Annotated in this window: 16 protein-coding genes; 5 read left to right on the top strand and 11 right to left on the bottom strand. The window is 47.5% G+C overall.

Annotated elements, in window-relative coordinates; genetic code table 11:
• Positions 1-9: 9 nt before the first annotated feature.
• From FTU54_RS00555 to FTU54_RS00545, 3 genes are all read left to right on the top strand, one after another.
• Complete coding sequence (locus tag FTU54_RS00555) at positions 10-609, top strand: YigZ family protein (protein ID WP_016659117.1); 600 nt, start codon at positions 10-12, stop codon at positions 607-609.
• Positions 602-1,219 carry a DapH/DapD/GlmU-related protein gene (locus FTU54_RS00550; RefSeq protein WP_104471028.1) on the top strand — a complete coding sequence of 206 codons (618 nt, stop codon included), beginning with the start codon at positions 602-604 and terminating at the stop codon, positions 1,217-1,219. Before FTU54_RS00555 ends, FTU54_RS00550 begins: the two co-directional genes overlap by 8 nt.
• 136 nt (positions 1,220-1,355) lie before the next feature.
• Positions 1,356-2,198 (top strand): universal stress protein, encoded by an 843-nt coding sequence (locus tag FTU54_RS00545; protein WP_005178808.1) that lies wholly within the window; start codon positions 1,356-1,358, stop codon positions 2,196-2,198.
• Between the two features lie 142 nt (positions 2,199-2,340).
• Here the strand turns inward: FTU54_RS00545 and FTU54_RS00540 are convergent, their stop codons facing one another.
• The 4 genes from FTU54_RS00540 to mutS all read right to left on the bottom strand — a co-directional run bounded on the left by FTU54_RS00540 (position 2,341) and on the right by mutS (position 7,154).
• Positions 2,341-3,006, bottom strand: coding sequence for an O-methyltransferase (locus FTU54_RS00540; RefSeq protein WP_180074245.1), 666 nt, complete (start codon positions 3,004-3,006; stop codon positions 2,341-2,343).
• Between the two features lie 132 nt (positions 3,007-3,138).
• Positions 3,139-3,861, bottom strand: a complete 723-nt coding sequence (locus FTU54_RS00535) for a D-Ala-D-Ala carboxypeptidase family metallohydrolase (RefSeq protein WP_005178806.1) — start codon at positions 3,859-3,861, stop codon at positions 3,139-3,141.
• A gap of 130 nt (positions 3,862-3,991) precedes the next feature.
• The gene (fdxA, locus tag FTU54_RS00530) at positions 3,992-4,315 is read right to left on the bottom strand and encodes a ferredoxin FdxA (RefSeq protein ID WP_005178805.1); all 324 of its coding nucleotides are present in this window, start codon (positions 4,313-4,315) and stop codon (positions 3,992-3,994) included.
• Between the two features lie 205 nt (positions 4,316-4,520).
• Positions 4,521-7,154 carry a DNA mismatch repair protein MutS gene (gene mutS, locus FTU54_RS00525; RefSeq protein WP_180074243.1) on the bottom strand — a complete coding sequence of 878 codons (2,634 nt, stop codon included), beginning with the start codon at positions 7,152-7,154 and terminating at the stop codon, positions 4,521-4,523.
• Between the two features lie 207 nt (positions 7,155-7,361).
• On the opposite strand from mutS, the gene FTU54_RS00520 reads away from it, so the two are divergent.
• Both FTU54_RS00520 and FTU54_RS00515 read left to right on the top strand, forming a co-directional pair.
• Positions 7,362-7,514: a hypothetical protein gene (locus FTU54_RS00520; RefSeq protein ID WP_180074241.1), complete on the top strand. Its 153-nt coding sequence runs from the start codon at positions 7,362-7,364 to the stop codon at positions 7,512-7,514.
• Positions 7,514-8,587: a maleylacetate reductase gene (locus FTU54_RS00515; protein WP_180074239.1), complete on the top strand. Its 1,074-nt coding sequence runs from the start codon at positions 7,514-7,516 to the stop codon at positions 8,585-8,587. Before FTU54_RS00520 ends, FTU54_RS00515 begins: the two co-directional genes overlap by 1 nt.
• A gap of 75 nt (positions 8,588-8,662) precedes the next feature.
• Here FTU54_RS00515 and FTU54_RS00510 read toward each other — a convergent pair whose 3' ends face one another.
• The 7 genes from FTU54_RS00510 to FTU54_RS00480 form a co-directional block, all read right to left on the bottom strand.
• Positions 8,663-10,666 carry a triacylglycerol lipase gene (locus tag FTU54_RS00510; protein ID WP_163145713.1) on the bottom strand — a complete coding sequence of 668 codons (2,004 nt, stop codon included), beginning with the start codon at positions 10,664-10,666 and terminating at the stop codon, positions 8,663-8,665.
• A 113-nt stretch (positions 10,667-10,779) separates the two neighbouring features.
• Positions 10,780-11,688, bottom strand: coding sequence for an ABUW_2363 family tetratricopeptide repeat lipoprotein (locus FTU54_RS00505; RefSeq protein ID WP_005178801.1), 909 nt, complete (start codon positions 11,686-11,688; stop codon positions 10,780-10,782).
• A gap of 107 nt (positions 11,689-11,795) precedes the next feature.
• Positions 11,796-12,605, bottom strand: a complete 810-nt coding sequence (cysE, locus tag FTU54_RS00500) for a serine O-acetyltransferase (protein ID WP_005178800.1) — start codon at positions 12,603-12,605, stop codon at positions 11,796-11,798.
• Positions 12,598-13,452 (bottom strand): RNA methyltransferase, encoded by an 855-nt coding sequence (locus tag FTU54_RS00495; RefSeq protein ID WP_005178798.1) that lies wholly within the window; start codon positions 13,450-13,452, stop codon positions 12,598-12,600. Before FTU54_RS00495 ends, cysE begins: the two co-directional genes overlap by 8 nt.
• 29 nt (positions 13,453-13,481) lie before the next feature.
• Positions 13,482-17,048, bottom strand: a complete 3,567-nt coding sequence (gene dnaE / locus FTU54_RS00490) for a DNA polymerase III subunit alpha (RefSeq protein ID WP_005178797.1) — start codon at positions 17,046-17,048, stop codon at positions 13,482-13,484.
• Between the two features lie 266 nt (positions 17,049-17,314).
• Positions 17,315-18,010: a methionine ABC transporter permease gene (locus FTU54_RS00485; protein ID WP_005178793.1), complete on the bottom strand. Its 696-nt coding sequence runs from the start codon at positions 18,008-18,010 to the stop codon at positions 17,315-17,317.
• The gene (locus FTU54_RS00480; RefSeq protein ID WP_075174374.1) at positions 18,007-19,032 is read right to left on the bottom strand and encodes a methionine ABC transporter ATP-binding protein; all 1,026 of its coding nucleotides are present in this window, start codon (positions 19,030-19,032) and stop codon (positions 18,007-18,009) included. Before FTU54_RS00480 ends, FTU54_RS00485 begins: the two co-directional genes overlap by 4 nt.
• Between the last annotated feature and the right edge of the window lie 41 nt (positions 19,033-19,073).

Raw genomic sequence — 19,073 nt, 5'->3', positions numbered from 1 at the left:
AGCTGTGTTATGCCATTTACCATTGCCTCCCTTGTTCGCTTTGAAGAAGATATTAAAAAGAGCCGTTTTGAGGCCATTGCCGTACCGGTAGAAAACGAACAGGCGGTTAAAGATTTTCTGGAAGCCAACAAAGACCTGACCACTACCCATCAATGCTGGGCATGGAAAATTGGCCATCAGGTGCGTTTTAATGATGATGGTGAACCTTCTGGCACTGCCGGCCGACCTATTCTGGCTACCATTGAGGGCAATGAGCTGACCAATGTGCTGGTGCTGGTCAATCGCTGGTATGGCGGGATTAAACTTGGCACCGGTGGTCTGGTGCGCGCTTATGGGGGGTGTGCTGGGCAATGTCTGTTGCTGGCAGAAAAAATTGAACTGATTGAAAAGAAAAAAGTCGAGTTTCAGTGCCAGTTTAATGAATGGGCCATTTTCCAATATGAACTGAATAGCCAGAATATCGAGTTTGAGGAACAGTACGGGGCAGATGGCGTGCAAGTCAATGCCTTATTACAGGTGCATCAGATTGAGCCTTTGGCCTTAAAAATTCAGGACGTTACCCGCGGCCGGGAACAGCTCAAAGTCATGGAGGAGCCAGCAGATGACTGAACATGATCCTTTGCTGAAATATCGGGAACAGCATAAACATCGGCTGAATTATATGCCATGGCTGTACTGGTCGCTGAAACCGAAAAACCGGGTTTGGGCCGAAGCCTGGCAAAAAGACTATCAGGCCTATTTGATGGAGATGGAAACGGTAGAAATTGGCGAGAACTGCTTTATTTCACCGCTGGCGCATATTTTTGCCGAACCGGGACGTAAAATTATTATTGGGGATAATACCTTCATTGCTGCAGATTGTACCTTGCATGGTCCGCTGCATATTGGCAGTGAAGTGGCAATTAATCATCATAGTATTCTAGATGGGGGCCGGGTCGGGATTAAGATTCACGATCAGGTGCGTATTGCCGCCTATTGCCATTTATATGCCTTTGATCATGGCATGGATTTGGCTCAGCCGATTTACCAGCAGCCGGTGCGTTCGCAGGGCATTGAAATTGAACGCGATGTCTGGCTGGGTGCTCATGTCGGCGTTAAGGATGGTATTAAAATTGGCGCCCATGCGGTTGTCGGTATGCACAGCATGGTCACCAAAGATATTGAAAGCCGGGCCATTGTTGCGGGGAATCCGGCACGTTTGATTCGTTATCGTGATTAATCTCATACGTAGCTCTCTATCTTCAAATGTCTGTGTTTTATTTACATTTTGTCATGTCATCCGCTGAGGACTTATGCTAAGTTTTAGATAACAATTAAAACGAAAGCCTGGCAGACAGGCAACAAGAGAGGCGACAATGAAACGAGTAATTGCCTGTATTGATTCTTCACCCTGTATCAATGCACTCGCGGAAGCCGCAGCGTGGATAGCCAAGCAGACCCAGCGGGAACTGGTGCTGTTACAGGTGCTGGACTATTATCCGGCCAGTTATCACTTAGGTGAAATTAGCGGGGTCATTGGTTTTGAAAGCAATGCCATGTTATTGAAGGAACTGGCCGAGCTGGAACAGAAGCAGAGTGACATTGCGCTGGAATATAGTAATAATCTGCTGCGTCATATTTCCGAGATGGTGCAGCAAAAATATAATATTGTGCCGACCCAGATTCAGGAAAAAGGCGATTTTCTTGAACAAAGTTTTAATGTCTTACAAGAAGATGATATTGCAGTTATTGGCCGGGTCGGGGAGCGTTCCGCCGAACGCAATAAAGCACTGGGCAGTAATGTCGAAAACTTTATCCGCGGAGCCAATTGTGCCGTTATGACGGTGGGCGAGCAGTTTAAACCGCCAACCCGTTTTATTTTCGCTTATGAATATTCACCAACCTGCTTAAAAATCATGAAGCGCATCACCCAAAGTGATTTGCTGCGTCTGCTGCAATGTCATTTGCTGTATGTGGGTGATCATCCGGAAATATTGAATGAGCCGACCCAGTATTTAAAAGCCGCTGGTTTAGATGTGGTGGTGGAATATCGTTATGGCGATGTGGCGGAGAATATTCTGGATTATCAGCGTGAACATGGTATTCAGCTGATTCTGCTTGGGGCCTTTAGCCACAGCAAAATCCATCAGTTTTTCTTGGGCAGTATTACCACCACCATTTTCCGGAATTCGAATGTGCCGTTACTGGTAGTGAAATAAAGCCCAAATATCTTACACGCATCTGATGAATTACTGTCCAAGGTTATCCGCATTTATTGTGGATAACTATATGGACAGTATATGTAAGTTTATAAAAAATAAAATAAATATTATTTTGTGTGTTTTTTGTTCTGTTTGGGCCTTATTTAACGATGGCCAAGGCAAAGCCATCATGTCCTTTGCTGCCTACCGTTTGCAAGGCAGTTGAGGACAATAAACGTGGATGCTCCTGCATCAGCTTAAACATCTCGCGAATGCCTTCAATGCTGGGCTTGTGATTGTCCGGATTGATGATGTCACCGGCGCGAATTACATTGTCCAGAAAAATTAAGGTGCCGGAGCGTGACAGATTCAGGCTCAGTTCCAGATATTCCCGATAGCTCTGTTTATCCGCATCAATAAAAATAAAGTCAAACGGGGCAGTATCAGCTGGCAGGCTTTTTAAAATATCGGCGGCGCGGCCCACACGCAAATCAATAGTCTGTTTCAGCTTGGCCTGATCAATATTTTCCTGTGCCACGGCGGCGTGTGCATCACGACCTTCAATAGTCAGAATATAGCCATCTTCCGGCAAGGCACGCGCCAGCCACATGGTGCTATAGGCAGCAAAGGTACCAAGTTCCAGAATACGTTTACAGCCGTTCATCTGAATTAACATCTGTAACAACATGCCCTGGTTGGGCGCAACAGCAAGGTGATCCGGATAACCCCGATCATCGGTATGTTTTAAGGTTTGGGTCAGAATCGGATCTTCAGGAATTAAATGTGTTTCGATGTAGTGGTCGAGGTCGGTCCACATTTGTTTCATAGTCGGGGGCACCTTTGTTGCAATGTATGCATTTTAAACTTTTCCCCCTAGAGTGCAATTTTTATCGGGAGAGTTGCAGAATTAATAGACATAAAAAGAGGTGCCGCAGCACCTCCGTATTCAGATCCGGATTTATTCGTAATAGCACATTGACGAATAGCGGCTTAAATCCGGTCCCCAGGTACGATAGCCCTGCGTATCAATATGGATTTGCCCTGAAGCATACAGTCCCAAGCCCATATTCAGGCTTTGACCATACTGGGTCCAGAACTGGCACAGTCTGAACTTGGTATTTTCAATAAAGGCATAATCTTGCGGCTGTGGAAATTCCGGCCCAATCCGGAAATCAATAGCGGAATTATATAAATGCCGTGAGGAACTGGCACCACCGGCGCACTGGTTCAGCGGTAAATCGCGATAGACTGAAGTGACTTCAAAATCGGTCAGGACTTTGGAGGCAACCAGATATTTAAAGACTTTTAAGGTTGGAATCTGATTGCGCCATAATTCGCGGTTGGGCACCATGTATTGCGAGCGGCCACATTTTTGCCAGTCACGTGCGGTGCGCAGTAATTCAAAACTTGGAATAATATTGCCGACGCCTTCAGCATTCAGGAATTTTTCATATTCGCGGACCTGGCGCAGGTTATCGGTCACGGCAATCCAGCTGTTATAGGCATAGGGCACCACTTTTGGTGCGACCTTGCGTTCATAGCTGATTTTTTCTTGTGGGATATAAATCCGTTTTCCATCAGGCGAATGAATCGTTTTCCCTTTCTGCGGTGTGGTTGTACATCCGAGCATGATCAGGGGCACGATGCTGAGCGAGAGCACCGCCTTGAGAAATTGCGTCATTATGCAAATCAAACGTTTACTAAAATCCTAAGCATTCTAATCTAAAAGCTTCGGTAAAAATTGAAAATATTGCAATCAAATGTGTGTTTTAGGTATAAAAAAAGATCAGCTTTTGCTGATCTTTTTAAAATTACTTTTCTAAGTATTGTAATTTGTCCGGCTTGCCATTCCATTCTTCACGGTCAGCAGGCTGTTCACCAATTTGCGTGATATTTGGCCATTTTTCTGCCAGTTCAGCATTCAGCTCGATAAATACTTCCTGACCTTCTGGTAGCTCATCTTCCGAGAAAATCGCATTGGCTGGACACTCAGGTTCACACAGTGCGCAGTCGATACATTCATCCGGGTTAATCACCAGGAAATTTGGACCTTCATAGAAACAATCTACAGGGCATACTTCTACACAGTCTTGATATTTACATTTAATACAGTTTTCAGTCACAACAAATGTCATGGCGACAGCTACCTAAAAATATGGTTCTAATAACTAAGCTGTATTTTAGGCAAAAATGATGTGAACTAACAATTGCTTTTACTGATATTTGATATAGACAGTGCTACTAAATTTGATAAAAGTGCTATAAAACCATCAAAAAAACTTATAAATGAAAAAGACTCTCAAATGAGAGCCTTTCCATATATGAGATTCAAGTCTTGAATCAGGTGTTTAGCTGCTCTTTCAGGGCATACAATTGTTCTAGAGCCTGACGTGGAGTGAGATTATCAACATCCAGTTGGCGTAAGGCTTCGAGGGCCGGTGATGGTTTTTCAACTTCGACAATCCGTTCAATCACTTCAGTTTCTACCACCGGTTCACTGAATAAATCATGCTGGACCGATTTTTGTACCGACTGATGTGACTGCTTTTCCAGAATCTTCAGGCGATTTTGTGCTTCTTTAATCACATTGGCAGGAATACCGGCCAGTTTGGCCACCTGCAAACCATGACTCTGGCTGGCCGGACCCTGCTGGACTTTATGCAGTAAAATCAGGTTGCCATTGAGTTCTTTGGCCGTAACATGATAATTATCAATACCTGATTCTTTGCCCAGCTCGGTCAGCTCGAAATAATGTGTAGCGAACAGGCATAAGCATTTGATCCGTTTGGTTAAATCCAGCACACAGGCCCAGGCCAGGGACAGGCCATCATAGGTACTGGTGCCACGGCCGACTTCATCCATCAGCACCAGTGACTGATTGGTGGCATGATGCAGAATTTGCGAGGTTTCGGTCATTTCCACCATAAAGGTTGATTTACCGGTAGACAGGTCATCGGCCGAACCAATCCGGGTGAAAATCCGGTCAATCGGACCTAGCACCGCAGCTTGAGCCGGCACATAACTGCCACAATAGCCAAGCAGGGCAATTAGTGCGGTCTGGCGCATAAAGGTCGATTTACCGCCCATATTCGGCCCGGTAATAATTGCCATACGATGGTTAAAATCCAGTGTGGTGTCATTTGGGGTAAATGCGGTTTTGCTCAAGGCTTCCACCACTGGATGACGGCCGGCGACAATCTTGACTCCAATTTCCGGTGAAAATTCCGGACGGGTCCAGTTTTTCAGGCGGGCCTGATGGGCAAAGTTGGCCAGCACATCAATCTGGGCAATGGCGCTGCTCATCATCTGCAAATTGCCAATGTCCTGACGCAGCTCATCCAGCAGCATTTCAAACAGCATTTTTTCCCGTGCCAGCGCGCGTGATTCACTCGATAATACTTTGTCTTCAAAACTTTTCAGTTCTGGGGTGATATAACGCTCGGCATTTTTTAAGGTCTGACGGCGAATATAATGCTCCGGTGCCTGTTCAGCCTGCGCACGGGACAGTTCAATATAGTAGCCACTAACGCGGTTATAGCCAATTTTAAGCGTGTTGATGCCAGTACGTTCACGCTCCTGAATTTCCAGATCAATCAGGAACTGGCCGGCATGATCACGGATTTGACGTAACTCATCCAGCTCGCTGTCAAAGCCTTCGGCAATGACATTACCATCACGCAGCAACACCGGTGGCTGTTCCACAATGGCCGCCATTAAACGCTGGTAAAGGTCCTGAAAATCGCCCAGTTCTTCATTCAGCTGTTGTAAATATTTGGATTGGCCGGCACTGACAATCGGCTGCACGGCATGACGTAAATACGGAATCTGGGCACAGGCCTGACGCAGCTGCACCAGATCACGTGGGCGCGCACTGCCTAAAGCGACCCGGCTCAGCACACGTTCAATATCACTAATTTCTTTCAGTACCAGACGAATTGGTGCATCGTGATAACCGGTTAAAATCGCTTCGGTCGCATCCAGCCTTGCATCCAGCAGTGCGGTATCACGTAGCGGTTGCATTAAGGTGCGGCTAAGTAGACGACCACCCATCGCGGTCTGGCAGTCATTAATCAGCTGAAACAGTGAGGTGCCGTGTTCAAATAAAGGTTCAATCAGTTCCAGATTACGCCGGGTCACCGGGTCTAGCGCAATAAAATCGCTACTTTGTTCCAGCTGAATCGAGCGGATATGCGGCAACGCCGTTCTTTGGGTTTCTTTGGCATAGTGAATCAAGGCGGCGGCGGCGGCTTTGGCCAATGGCAAATGATCAATCCCAAAGCCAGATAGGGTAGCTACGCCTAGCTGGTCACACAGGGTTTTCTGGGCATTATTCAGGTTAAAATCGACATTTGGACGTTTGGTAACCGGGCAATCCAGCTGTTTTTTAACAGACTCGATGATATTCGGATCGACAATATCTTCATCGACCACAATTTCGCTTGGCATGAGACGTGACAGTTCAATCGCCAGCTGTTCCGGTTGATACTCCTGCTGCTGGACCTTGAAAATACCGGCACTTAAATCTAGCAGTGCAATCCCGATCTGGTTCTGCTGTAAACAGAGCGCGACCAGATTGGAAGATTGATAGCTGTTGAGCAGGGCATCATCGGTGAGTGTGCCGGGGGTAATAATCCGTACTACGCCACGTTCCACCGGGCCTTTGCCAGTTACCTCGCCAATTTGCTCGCAGATCACCACGGTTTCGCCTTTTTTGACTAGTCGCGCCAGATAACCTTCGGCAGAATGATAGGGCACGCCGGCCATCGGAATTGGCTGGCCATTGGCCTTACCGCGATGGGTCAGGGTAATGCCTAACAGTTTGGCCGCCTTGTGCGCATCATCAAAAAATAATTCGTAGAAATCACCCATTCGATAAAACATTAAAGAATGTGGATGTTGTATCTTCACTTTTAAATATTGTTGCATCATCGGGGTATGCGAAGATAAGTCAGCCACAATTTCTTGCATGTTCATGTACATTCAGTTCCTTCAATTAACGCATGGGTGTTGGAATGGCTTTCACCGCGTGGATGTCATTTGGGCCAGCTGGAGCAGATAAAACATCGTGTTTAAATCCTGCACGTCGATGCTGTTGACGACCCAACAAGCGCTTCATCTTAACAAATTTAGCTAGGCGGAAAAAACCGATTCTGGAAAATCTGTGCTGAAACTGAGCAGCTTATGGCGGAGAAAATTAAGCGAGCAATACAGCTGATGAAGATTGCAGCAGAGAAGACCAGAAAATATGGAAAGCAGCGTTGCAGCAATGCGCTCGAAGCAGCAGGAGAGGCACTCTATAGTGGGGTAAAGAACAACATGAAGATGAGCCCATGATGCCCAAATTCTATTATCAGGCTTTGCCAGTACAGGTGTATTTTGGTGCGGGGGAAGCCAAGCGCACGCAGGATATTCTCAAGCAGGCCGGTTATCACAAGATTCTGCTGATTGCCACGCCCGGCCAGCAGAAGGCCGCTGAGCAGCTGGCCCGGCAACTTGGTGATTTGACCGTTACGGTTTATGCTCATGCGGTAATGCACGTGCCGGCAGAGGTGGCACGGCAGGCGGTTCAGGCAGCACAAGAATTACAGGTGGATTGCTGTCTGGCTTTGGGTGGCGGTTCGGCTATTGGTTTAGCCAAAGCCATTGCACTGGACACCCATCTGCCAATTGTGGCAATTCCGACCACCTATGCGGGCAGTGAAATGACCCCGGTATATGGTATTACGGAAAATCAGCTGAAAACCACCGGCAAAGCTGCACAGGTGTTACCGAAAATCGTGATTTATGATCCAGCGCTTAACCTGAATCTGCCGGCAGATATTTCTGCCTGTTCGGGCATGAATGCCATGGCGCATGCGGTGGAGGCTTTGTATGCAGAAAATAAAAATCCGGTGATTAGCCTGATGGCGCTGGAGGCGATTCGCTGTCTGGCCACCGCTTTACCGGAACTGGTACAGCATCCGAAAGATATCCAGCTGCGTGAACAGGTCAGCTATGGCGCGTGGCTGGCTGGGATTTGTCTGGGTTCGGTCGGTATGGCGATTCACCATAAAATCTGTCATAGCCTAGGGGGCACCTTTAACCTGCCTCATGCGCAAACCCACGCGATTATGCTGGCCTATTCGGTGCACTATAACCGCCATGCCGATGTACAGGCGATGGATCAACTGGCCGCTGCACTGGGTGTTGACAGTCGGGAGGAGCTGGGCCGTTTTATCTATCAATTAAACCAGCGCCTGCAGATTCCTCTGGCTTTAAAAGACTTAGGGTTACCGGAACATGCCCCGGCGGACATTGCCCGGATGATTTGTGATTCGCCGTATTATAATCCGCGTGAATATGACGATGATGAATTAAAGCAGCTGTTGCTGCAGGCTTATGCCGGTTTGCCTCCTGCCACACTTTAATATGTGGCAATATGTAGCCATCTTCCAGAGATAAAAAACCGAAGCGGTTGAAGGCTTCGGTTTTTTATTGGCAGGTTAAGGTTTATATAAACCCAGCTCCTGCAAATGTAAGCGTAAAATCCGGCGCAGTTCTAATACCGCCTCCGGGGTTTCCTGAATCGAGTGGCCGCCGGTAATAATTTTTTCAGACTGGGCCTGTTTCAGATGCGCACTTTCATAGGCCACAATATCATCGGTGATGAGAGCAGGGTCGTTACTCTGACTGGTATTGCCCATAATACTATGATATTTCAGTCCTTTACGTGGCTGAATATCTTGAGTTAAGGCAATAAATTTGGATTGATGGCTTAAATCGCTTGGGCCATTTTGAATCAGGCCTTTATCTAGTTCATTGACCAGATCTTTCAGGCTCGGGTCTTCATTTAACAATGAATCGGTGGCCGCATTTAAAAATGCCCCCGGTAAACGGATAATTTTACGCGCCACTTTGGTAAACCAGCGATCGGCATATTCGGTGCCGCGGTGCGGAGCGGCCAAGAAAATTGCCCGGTTAAAGTTAGGAATATCCTGCATAATCAGGCGCTGCTGAATCACGGGAATACGGCGGTATTTGGCCAGTTGTCGGCCACTCATCATCGACAGGGCTTCTTTGGACACATCGGCATCACTGACCAGGAGTCGGGCAATAATCCCGCCCATACTGTGGCCGACCAGCACCGCATCTTTTTTCGCCGCGGCTTTGGGATTGACCTGCTGGAAGGCTTGGGTCAATAGAGCATGAATCTGGAAACGACTTTCAATAATTGGCATATTGGTCGAATAAAACACCTGCCAGACCTGATAATGCTCGCGTAACACTGGATCACCCATAATATCGTTGGTTAAGCGAATCCAGGCTTCCGGACTACTGGCCAGACCATGCACCAAAACCAGCACTTTTTTATTCGGATTATATGGTTCCAGAAAATATAAATGCGGCATGGTCAGCTTGTCATCACGGTCAATCAGTGACAGATAAGCCGATTTCAGCAGATTATTTTCCGCCAGCCACAGTCCATAAGGCGCAGAAAAATTAGCCGCCAGCGGATAGTTTTTATTGGCAATGCGGGCCTGTTCATATTTATAGGGATCATAGGCGCGCAGGCGAAAATCCTTGTTCAGGATATCCTCTACATTGCCAAACTGCTGCGGTTCAGCCACCAGGGTTGCCGCCAGATAACGGGCCTGATGGATATTCGGATTCTGATTGTTTGGATAACGATGGCTTAAAGGATCAATAATATAACGGGCTTTCTCTGGCTGATCTGCGCGTTGCTCCGGCAGAATTACCAGAAATTCCGAGCCAAAACCATCACGACGGGTAATGGAGCGCAAGCCTGAAAAGTTCAGGTCATAGGTGGCTCTTAACTGCTCGATTTTTTGCTGTTTTAAGGTTGGAAAATAATTGAAGTCAATATGATAGGTACTTTCACCGACCTGAATCTGGCTGGCCACCACATCCGGCTGATAGCGCAGGGTATAGCTGGACACTAGTTTGGCAATGGCCTGATTATAAAAATCGCGGATTTGTACCTGACGGTTGTCAAAAATCCGGTCTTGTGGCGCCCGTTCGGTCTTGAACATATAGGCATAGCTATAACGGATACTTTTATCCAGCATAAACAGCTGCTGATCGAGGCATTTTTGATAGTTCTGCTGCTGTAATTGCTGTTTTTCTTCAGACTGGTGTTTGCTTAAAATCCCGATTTTACAATTGGAGGAATCGGCCAGTTGCATGGCTTTGGCCAGATAGACTTCGCTGGCAGTGGACAGCAGCTGTTCATCCAGAATTTCCGGAATCTGCTTCAGTTCATCAATACACTGTTTCGGGTTTTCGGTACAGATTTGCGCTTCACGGCCAGTCATGGACAAGACATTGAGGCTGGCCTCGCTCAAGCGGTCACGAGATAAAATACTTTCCCGCTCGTTGGCAATGCTGACATTTAATGCTTGCTGTTTAACACTGACCGTTTGGCAGCCAACGAGAATGGAACTGCTGAGCGCGGTGGCCAGCATCATCTTATACGTCATAGTGGTCATGTGAATTCGCATCGTATTTTATAAGTTTTTTTTAATCATACTGAATTTCTTGGTTTTTTCAATTGACAAAAAAATAGGCCATCTAACATGACCTATTTTTTCTTGCACCAGACTTAAGCCTTCGGTGTCATGATTTGCCAGACATTCCAGCGGCCCTGTTTTTCAATTTCAGTAATTAAACGGTCGGCCACAGCTGCTTCTTGCGGATACTTGATCTTGTAGTTTTTCAAGGTCTGTACCGCATTTTTCTTCTGCTCTAAAGCAATATAGTTGTTGGCAGCAGCCAGATAGGCTTCCTGTACGCCAGCCTTCATGGCTTTATCTAAATAAGAAATTGCTTCACGATGACCGCCACCTTCAGACAGGGCAAAACCAAACCAGAAATTGGCTTCGGCATCTTCCTTGTTAATTTTCAGGATGCGCTGCGCATAAGCCAGAGAACGGGTGGTATAAATTGAACCTAAGTCCAGGTTACGTGCCATTACGCTGGCTTTAAAGGCACGAATCAGCACATCAAAAGAGGCATTTTCCTGTACCGCCAGGCTGTCCAGTTGTTGGGTGACTTCTTTGAGTTTAGCTTCAAAACCGCGGCGTTCCTGACGGTCAGTAAAACGTGGTGGATAGTGACGTGCTTTACCTTCGACCATCTGTAAAAAGTCATCAATTTCGGTGATGTCAATTTCATTTTCACCGGCCAGCACCGCAAACTTCAAGCTGCGCTGGTTGTTGTTGATGGTCGGAATAATCAGACGGTTGGTGTCTAAAGTAATTTTTTTCGATGGATTATCCGGGGCAGTTACTTCCATTTTAGTCACTGGCTGGGCCGCAGCCTGTTGCAGGTTCAGTTCAAATGGAGGAGGTGCATCATAATTAAACGGATTTAAAGCATAAAATGGAGGGGTCAGATCAGGCTCGGTAAACACAATTGGTGCATTGGCTGGGTTTTGTTGTTTTGGTGCAGTGGAACAGGCTGAAACTAAAGTGGTCGCAATCAGAGCAAATGCCAAAGGCTTAAGCGTCATAATATTCATCCGTTAATTTATTTTAAAATGGCTGAGCATGTTCGTCAGTCTAAAAAATCTGTGACGAACATGCAAGAGAAGGCAAGAAGTTTGCTGTTACCGTGTTGTTAAGCTTTGGACTGGCTGCTTTGTGCTTCACATTCACGGCGCACATCTTCAATAATTTTTAATTCTTCAGCACTAAACGGCTGTTCGTTTTGCTGCTGCTTTTTAAAGCTTGGGTCGAGTAAAGACAGACGCTGGCATAAGGTATTCATGCGTTTTTCATTGTGCTGAATACGGTCTAGCAAGACCCGCATACCGTCTAGAATCGGATCAGACTGATCCTGGGTGGCCGCATAGGGCTGGAAACCGATGCTTTCAGCATAGTCACGGCGACGTGCTTCGGCTTCATCTTTCGGCTGATCTTTGGTAATAAAACGCGCCGGATTGCCGACCGCGGTGGTATTGGCCGGTACCGCTTTGGTCACCACTGCATTGGAACCGACTTTGGCATTTTTACCCACGGTAAATGGCCCGAGAATTTTCGCGCCAGCACCAACAATCACGCCATCTTCTAAAGTCGGGTGACGTTTGCCTTTGTTCCAGGTGGTCCCCCCAAGGGTCACGCCATGATACAGGGTCACATCATCGCCAATTTCGGCTGTTTCACCAATCACCACACCCATACCGTGGTCAATAAAAAAACGGCGACCAATTTTCGCACCTGGATGAATTTCAATACCGGTGGCAAAGCGGCTAAATGAAGACAGCAGGCGCGCCGAACCCTTGCAGTCTTTGTTCCAGAGTTCATGTGCAACCCGATGCATGATCAGGGCATGAATGCCGGGATAGGTGGTTAAGACTTCCAAGGTATTGCGTGCAGCAGGATCGCGCGCAAAGACAGCTTGTATATCTTCTTTGAGCTGTTTAAGCATTATCTTGATCCTCGTCCTGTGTCGATGTTGTTGATGATTTTTTCCATGAACCGTTATTCAATGCCTGTACGCGACTAAAAATGCCACGTAATAAGTGATATTCCATACGATCTAATTGTATACGTCCAAAAAGCCGACGCAAGCGCAAAGGTAATAATCTTGGATTTTTCGGATCCATAAATTCAATCTCGGCCAGCATTTTTTCAATATGCGGATAGAACTGTTCCATCTGGGCATGGGTCACCAGAGGCTCATCCCATTCCATTTCGATACCATCAAGAACCTGCATGGTGGCTTTAGGGTCTGGCTGCTGTTCTACCCGGGCCATGGCTGCCATCCGCATTTCATAACAGATAATCTGAATGGCCTGGGCCACGTTTAACACGCCGTAATCGCTATTCACCGGAATGGTGACATGGTAATTGGCTAGGGCCAGTTCTTCATTGGTCAGACCACGATCTTCACGGCCAAAAATCACCGCAATTTCCTGATGCGATGCCGTGACGGCCTGCATGGCTTTTTCCGCAGCCGGGCGGACATCCAGCAGCGGCCAGGGAATGGTGCGGCTGCGCGCACTGGTACCAAACACCAGATGACAGTCCTGAATGGCCTGTTCCAGGGTGTCGACAATTTCAATCTGTTCAATCAGATCGGTGGCACCGGCCGCCAGTGCGTCAATATCCGGATGCGGATAGGTCTTCGGTGCGACCAGCACCAGTTTGGACAGGCCCATGGTTTTCATGGCGCGTAAGGCGCTGCCGATATTGGCGGGCAGAGTGGTATTGACCATGACAATACGCACATGGGAGAGATGTGCTGACAAGGCAGCATTGTCGACTTGACTCATACAAGGTCCAGAATAAAGAAAATTTTAAATTAAGAATATTGACCCATTTCGGCCTGATATAAATCGAGCGCATCATCCATGCTCATGTCCGCTGGAGGTGCCGGAACGTGGGCAGGCTTGGGCTCATGCGCCACCGCTTGGGCGGCTTTAGATTTCACCTGATATTCGATATGCAGAGCATCTTTACCAAAATAATCACGTAGCTTGATCAGCAGTTCATCCATTGGCGCGACTTTCCATTGCACGCCTAAATGCAGTTCAGCAGTGGCATAACCATAATCTACATACAGAATCACAGGAATATGCGTGCTCATATCAATATTGGTATACGGCATCAAAATCTGCTGTACATCACGACTCAGCGTTTTACTGTCATGTTCGGCAGATAGCGTAATCTTGATACTGTTAGCCCGTTTCTGACGGATTTCATTCAGGCTAAAGGCTTTGGTCAGACGCCCCATTGGACGGTCAAAACCTTCGCGCTCATAAATTTCGCCTTCAATCACCACCACTTTTTCAACCTGGATGATGTCTTTAAAGCGCTGGAAACGCTCGTGATTGGCTGATACTTCAATTCGTGCGGTGCCATCATCTAAGGTCACCACCACCCGGTTCGGGAAGTTGGCCACATCCAGCACCAGTCCGGCAAAGACTGTGGTGACCCCACGGCGGGTCGGACTCAGTTCATTAATTCGCGCCGGAATAAAGGATTTCAGCTCAGCCCGGTATACATCAATCGGGTGGCCGGTCAGGTACAGGCCTAAAGTATCTTTTTCACCTTTTAAGCGGACTTCATCGGACCACGGTTTAACCGGTTTGGCCGGTTTGCGCTGCACTTCTTCGACTTCACCAAACAGGTCCATAATCCCGGTTTCACGGTTAGAACGGGCCTGTTCTGCAGCTTGCACCGCTTCCGGTAACTGCACCATCAGGCTGGAACGTTCAATGCCTAAACAGTCTAGCGCACCGGCACGAATCAGGGCCTCTAAGGTGCGTTTATTGATTTTTTTCAGGTCAATCCGGTGACAGAAATCAAACAGGTCTTTATATGGTCCTTGCTGGATACGCGAATCAATCACCGATTGCATGGCCTGTTCACCCACGCCTTTAATTGCGCCTAAACCATACACAATGGTTTTGTCGTCGGTGGCATGGAAATGATACAGCGACATATTCACCGACGGTGGTAATACTTCCAGACCATTGTGGCGGCAGTCATCAATCAGGAACACCACGTTATCGGTATTCTGCATTTCCGAGGACATGACGGCAGCCAGGAACTCGGCCGGGTAATGGGCTTTGAGCCAGGCGGTCTGGTAGGCCACTAACGCATAGGCAGCGGCGTGTGATTTGTTAAAACCATAGCCGGCGAATTTTTCCATATAGTCGAAAATATGGTTGGCGGTGGCTTCATCAATATCTTTTTGGGCCGCACCTTCAATAAAGATTTTACGCTGCTTGACCATTTCTTCGGGTTTTTTCTTACCCATGGCACGGCGCAGCAAGTCCGCACCACCAAGCGTATAGCCGGCACAGTACTGTGCGGCCTGCATCACCTGTTCCTGATACACCATAATGCCGTAAGTCGGTTCCAGTACACCTTCGAGCAGCGGATGCAGGTATTCAAATTCACCGCCATGCATACGGTGAATAAAGTCCGGAATCAGGTCCATTGGACCCGGACGATACAAAGATACGAAGGCAATAATTTCTTCAAACTTGCTTGGGCGTGCTTCTTTCAGCATCTTTTTCATGCCCACGGATTCAAACTGGAATACCGCAGTAGTATTAGCATTGGCAAAGACCAAATAGGCATCTTTGTCATCCAGCGGAATATGCGCAATATCCAGCGGGATCTCGGGTTTAACCCGTTTATTAATATTCTGCACCGCATCTTCAATTACGGTCAGGTTACGCAGCCCCAAGAAGTCGAACTTGACCAGACCGGCGGCTTCAACGTCATCTTTATCGTATTGGGCCACCCGGCCGGTGCCATCGGCATCGCACAGCACCGCAGAGAAGTCGGTAATTTTGGTCGGTGCAATGACCACACCACCGGCGTGTTTACCAGTATTTCGGGTAATGCCTTCGAGCTTTAATGCCATTTCCCAGATTTCAGAAGCATCGTCATAGTCCGGGTTACCCGGATTGGTGACAATATCTTTTAACTGCGGTTCAGCCGCCAGCGACTCTTCCAGACTCAGACCCAAAGGTTTGGTCGGAATCATTTTGGAAATACGGTCGGCCAGACCATAAGATTTACCCAAAACCCGGGCCACGTCACGAATCGCGCCTTTAGCGGCCATGGTACCGAAGGTGGCAATCTGCGATACCGCATCACGGCCATAGGTACGGGCCACGTAGTCAATCACGCGGTCACGGCCGGCAATACAGAAGTCGACGTCAAAGTCGGGCATCGAGACACGTTCCGGGTTCAGGAAACGTTCGAACAGCAGTTCATAGCGCAGCGGATCCAGATCGGTAATTTTTAAACTGTACGCCACCAGCGAGCCGGCACCCGAACCACGACCCGGACCGACCGGCACGCCGTTATTCTTCGACCACTGAATGAAGTCCATCACGATCAGAAAGTAACCCGGGAATCCCATCGAGTTAATAATATTAATTTCGTATTCAATCCGCTCATCATACGGTTTGCGGATTTCAGGCCAGTCTTCATCGCGCTGCGCTACCGGATAAAGATGGTTCAGGCGCTCTTCCAGACCTTCCTTGGATAAATGCGCAAAGAAGGTTTCAATGGTATGGCCTTCCGGAATCGGGTAATCCGGCAGGAAGTATTTGCCCAGTTGCAGCGTCACATTACAGCGCTTGGCAATGTGATAGGTGTTTTCAATGGCAGACGGAATGTCGGCAAACAGCTCGGTCATTTCTGCAGCGGTTTTAAAATACTGCTCCGGGCTGTAGTTTTTTGGTCGGCGGCTATCGCCCAAAACATAACCATCGGCAATACAGACGCGCGCTTCATGCGCTTCAAAATCTTCACGGCTGATGAAGTGCACATCATTATGTGCCACCACGCCAATATTATATTTTTTCGCCAGCTGTACCGCTTCATAAATGAAGTCTTCTTCATTCGGGCGATTGGTGCGGGTCAGGGCCAGATAAACCCGGTTTCCAAACTTGGCAATCCATTCTTCAAGTAAAGGTTCGGCTTTTTGCGGGTTAGAGGTACAGAGCATTTTACCGACATCGGAGTGAATGCCGAGCAGGGCGATTAAATCGTCATGCTGCTCCAAGACCCAGTCTTTCTGTACGCAGGGAATATCCAGCTGCTGGCCTTCAATAAAACCGCGCGACACGATTTCGGTCAGATTACGCCAGCCATGATTGTTCATGGCCAGTAAGGTCATGCGATGTTCGGCATCATTCAGGCGGATTTCCGAACCCATGATCGGCTTGATGCCTTTGCCCAGACATTTGCCATAGAATTTGACGGCGGCATGCAGGTTGGACAGGTCGGTGATGGCCAGGGCAGGCATTTCTTCACTGGCTGCGGCTTTGACTAAATCAGGTATACGTACGATAGATTCTGTAATCGAAAATTCAGTATGAATACCAAGATGAACAAAGTGCATAAATCAGTCCCTGCAAAAACCACTGCACATTTTAGCACGGGATTTTGGCTTTCAGTTTGAAATTAAGGGGAAATGGCGAAGTTTTAGATATGTAAACCAACGTAGCGGATTGGTTTCTCATCACTTGAACAGTAATCTGCATGGGCTGAAAACCAGCGTTTTCGGGCTGCTATGAGGGTGATTAACAGCCAAAATAAAACCCTCCGTAGAGGGTGATTAATTTGAGAATGAGTAATCTGTCTCGTTCTGGATAGAGAGGTGAATCCTTATCTGAGTTTAGCCAGCCATTCACCCAGCATCTGCACAATTTGCACCAGAATCAGCAGTACAATGACGGTCAGAATCACCACGCTGGTATCAAAACGCTGGTAACCGTAAGAAATGGCCAGATCACCAATACCACCGGCACCGACGGCACCGGCCATTGCAGTTGCACCAATCAGGCTGATGGTGGCGGTGGTCAGGTTTAGAATCAGCGAGCTACGTGCTTCCGGCAAAATAAACTTGAAAATAATCTGCAGCGGTGTCGCACCCATGGCTTGTGCTGACTCAATAATCCCTTCATTCACTTCCAGCAATGAGGTTTCCACCAGACGGCCAATATATGGACCGACATAAATGGTCAGCGGGACAATGGCAGCCCAGGTGCCAATTGAGGTACCGACCAGAAACTTGGTTAAAGGAATAACGGCAATTAACAGGATAATAAACGGCAGGGAACGTAGCGCATTTACAATCGGGTTCAGGCCATGATAAATCGCGCGGTTCGGTAAAATACCGCCCGGACGGGTGGCGACCAGGGTAATCCCCTGAATAAAGCCCCAGATACAGCCAAACAGCATGGCAAAAAACACCATGTGGAAAGTTTCTTGTAAGGCTGTGACAAACTGGTCCATCGACAGGGCGCTTTTCCAGAACGGCGCGGTCAGGCTGGTGAGCCACTGGACAATTAAATCTCTCATCCTTGTACTCCTGCTTGTTCAACCTGAACCCCATTTTGTTCGAGGAACTGAAGTGCTTGCTGAATAATGGCCGGGTCCCCTAGCAACTGAATAAACATCTGCCCAATCACCGCGCCATTAATTTCAGTCATGTTGGCAAATAAAATATTCAGGCTTAAATCAAACTGTTTAATTACTGCCTGAATCACGGTTTCCTGCGCCGATTTCCCTAAAAATTTCAGGCAGTAAATACTGTGCTGATTCTGGTTTTCCAGATTGTTTAAAATATTCACCGGTAACTGCTGTTGCAGCACGGTTTGAATAAAATTCTTGGTGGTTGGATGCTGCGGCTGGCTAAAAATGTCCAGGGTAGAACCGGTTTCAATCACCTGGCCATGTTCCATAACGGCCACATAATCACAGACTGATTCAATTACATCCATTTCATGGGTGACCATGACAATAGTAATGCCTTGTTCACGATTAATTTTTTTTAGCAGTTCCAGCACCGATTGCGTGGTTTGCGGATCCAGCGCACTGGTGGCTTCATCACAAAGTAAGATTTTAGGATGATTGGCCAGGGCACGGGCAATCCCGACCCGCTGTTTTTGACCGCCAGACAGCTCATCTGGATAGGCATCTTTTTTATGTTTCAGATCAATAAATTCGAGCAGTTCATTCAGGCGTTTTTCACGCTCTGCCGCTGACCAGCCGAGCAGTTTCATCGGCATTTCAATATTGGCCGCTACGGTTTTGGTTTGCAGCAGGTTAAAGTGCTGGAAAATCATGCCGATATTGGCACGTTCCTGACGCAGCGCCTTGGCACTTAAAGCGGTAAAGTCAGTGTTATTGATGATTACCTGACCTTCATTCGGGCGCTCCAGCAAATTAATCAGGCGAATGAGGGTACTTTTTCCTGCACCACTATAACCAATAATTCCAAAGATACTGCCATCTGGAATTTGCAGATTGACCTGATCCAGCGCGCGAATGGTCTGGCCTTTAAGCTGATAATGTTTGGAAATATTCTTAAATTCGATCATAGCGTCAAGAAACTGTACAAAAATGAAAAACAGGCAAAGTA

It is taken from the genome of Acinetobacter sp. YH12116 (assembly GCF_013418895.1).
Taxonomy (GTDB): domain Bacteria; phylum Pseudomonadota; class Gammaproteobacteria; order Pseudomonadales; family Moraxellaceae; genus Acinetobacter; species Acinetobacter indicus.
The sequence above is the reverse complement of the archived record's forward strand: the minus strand, read 5'-3'. Positions and strand labels throughout refer to the sequence as shown.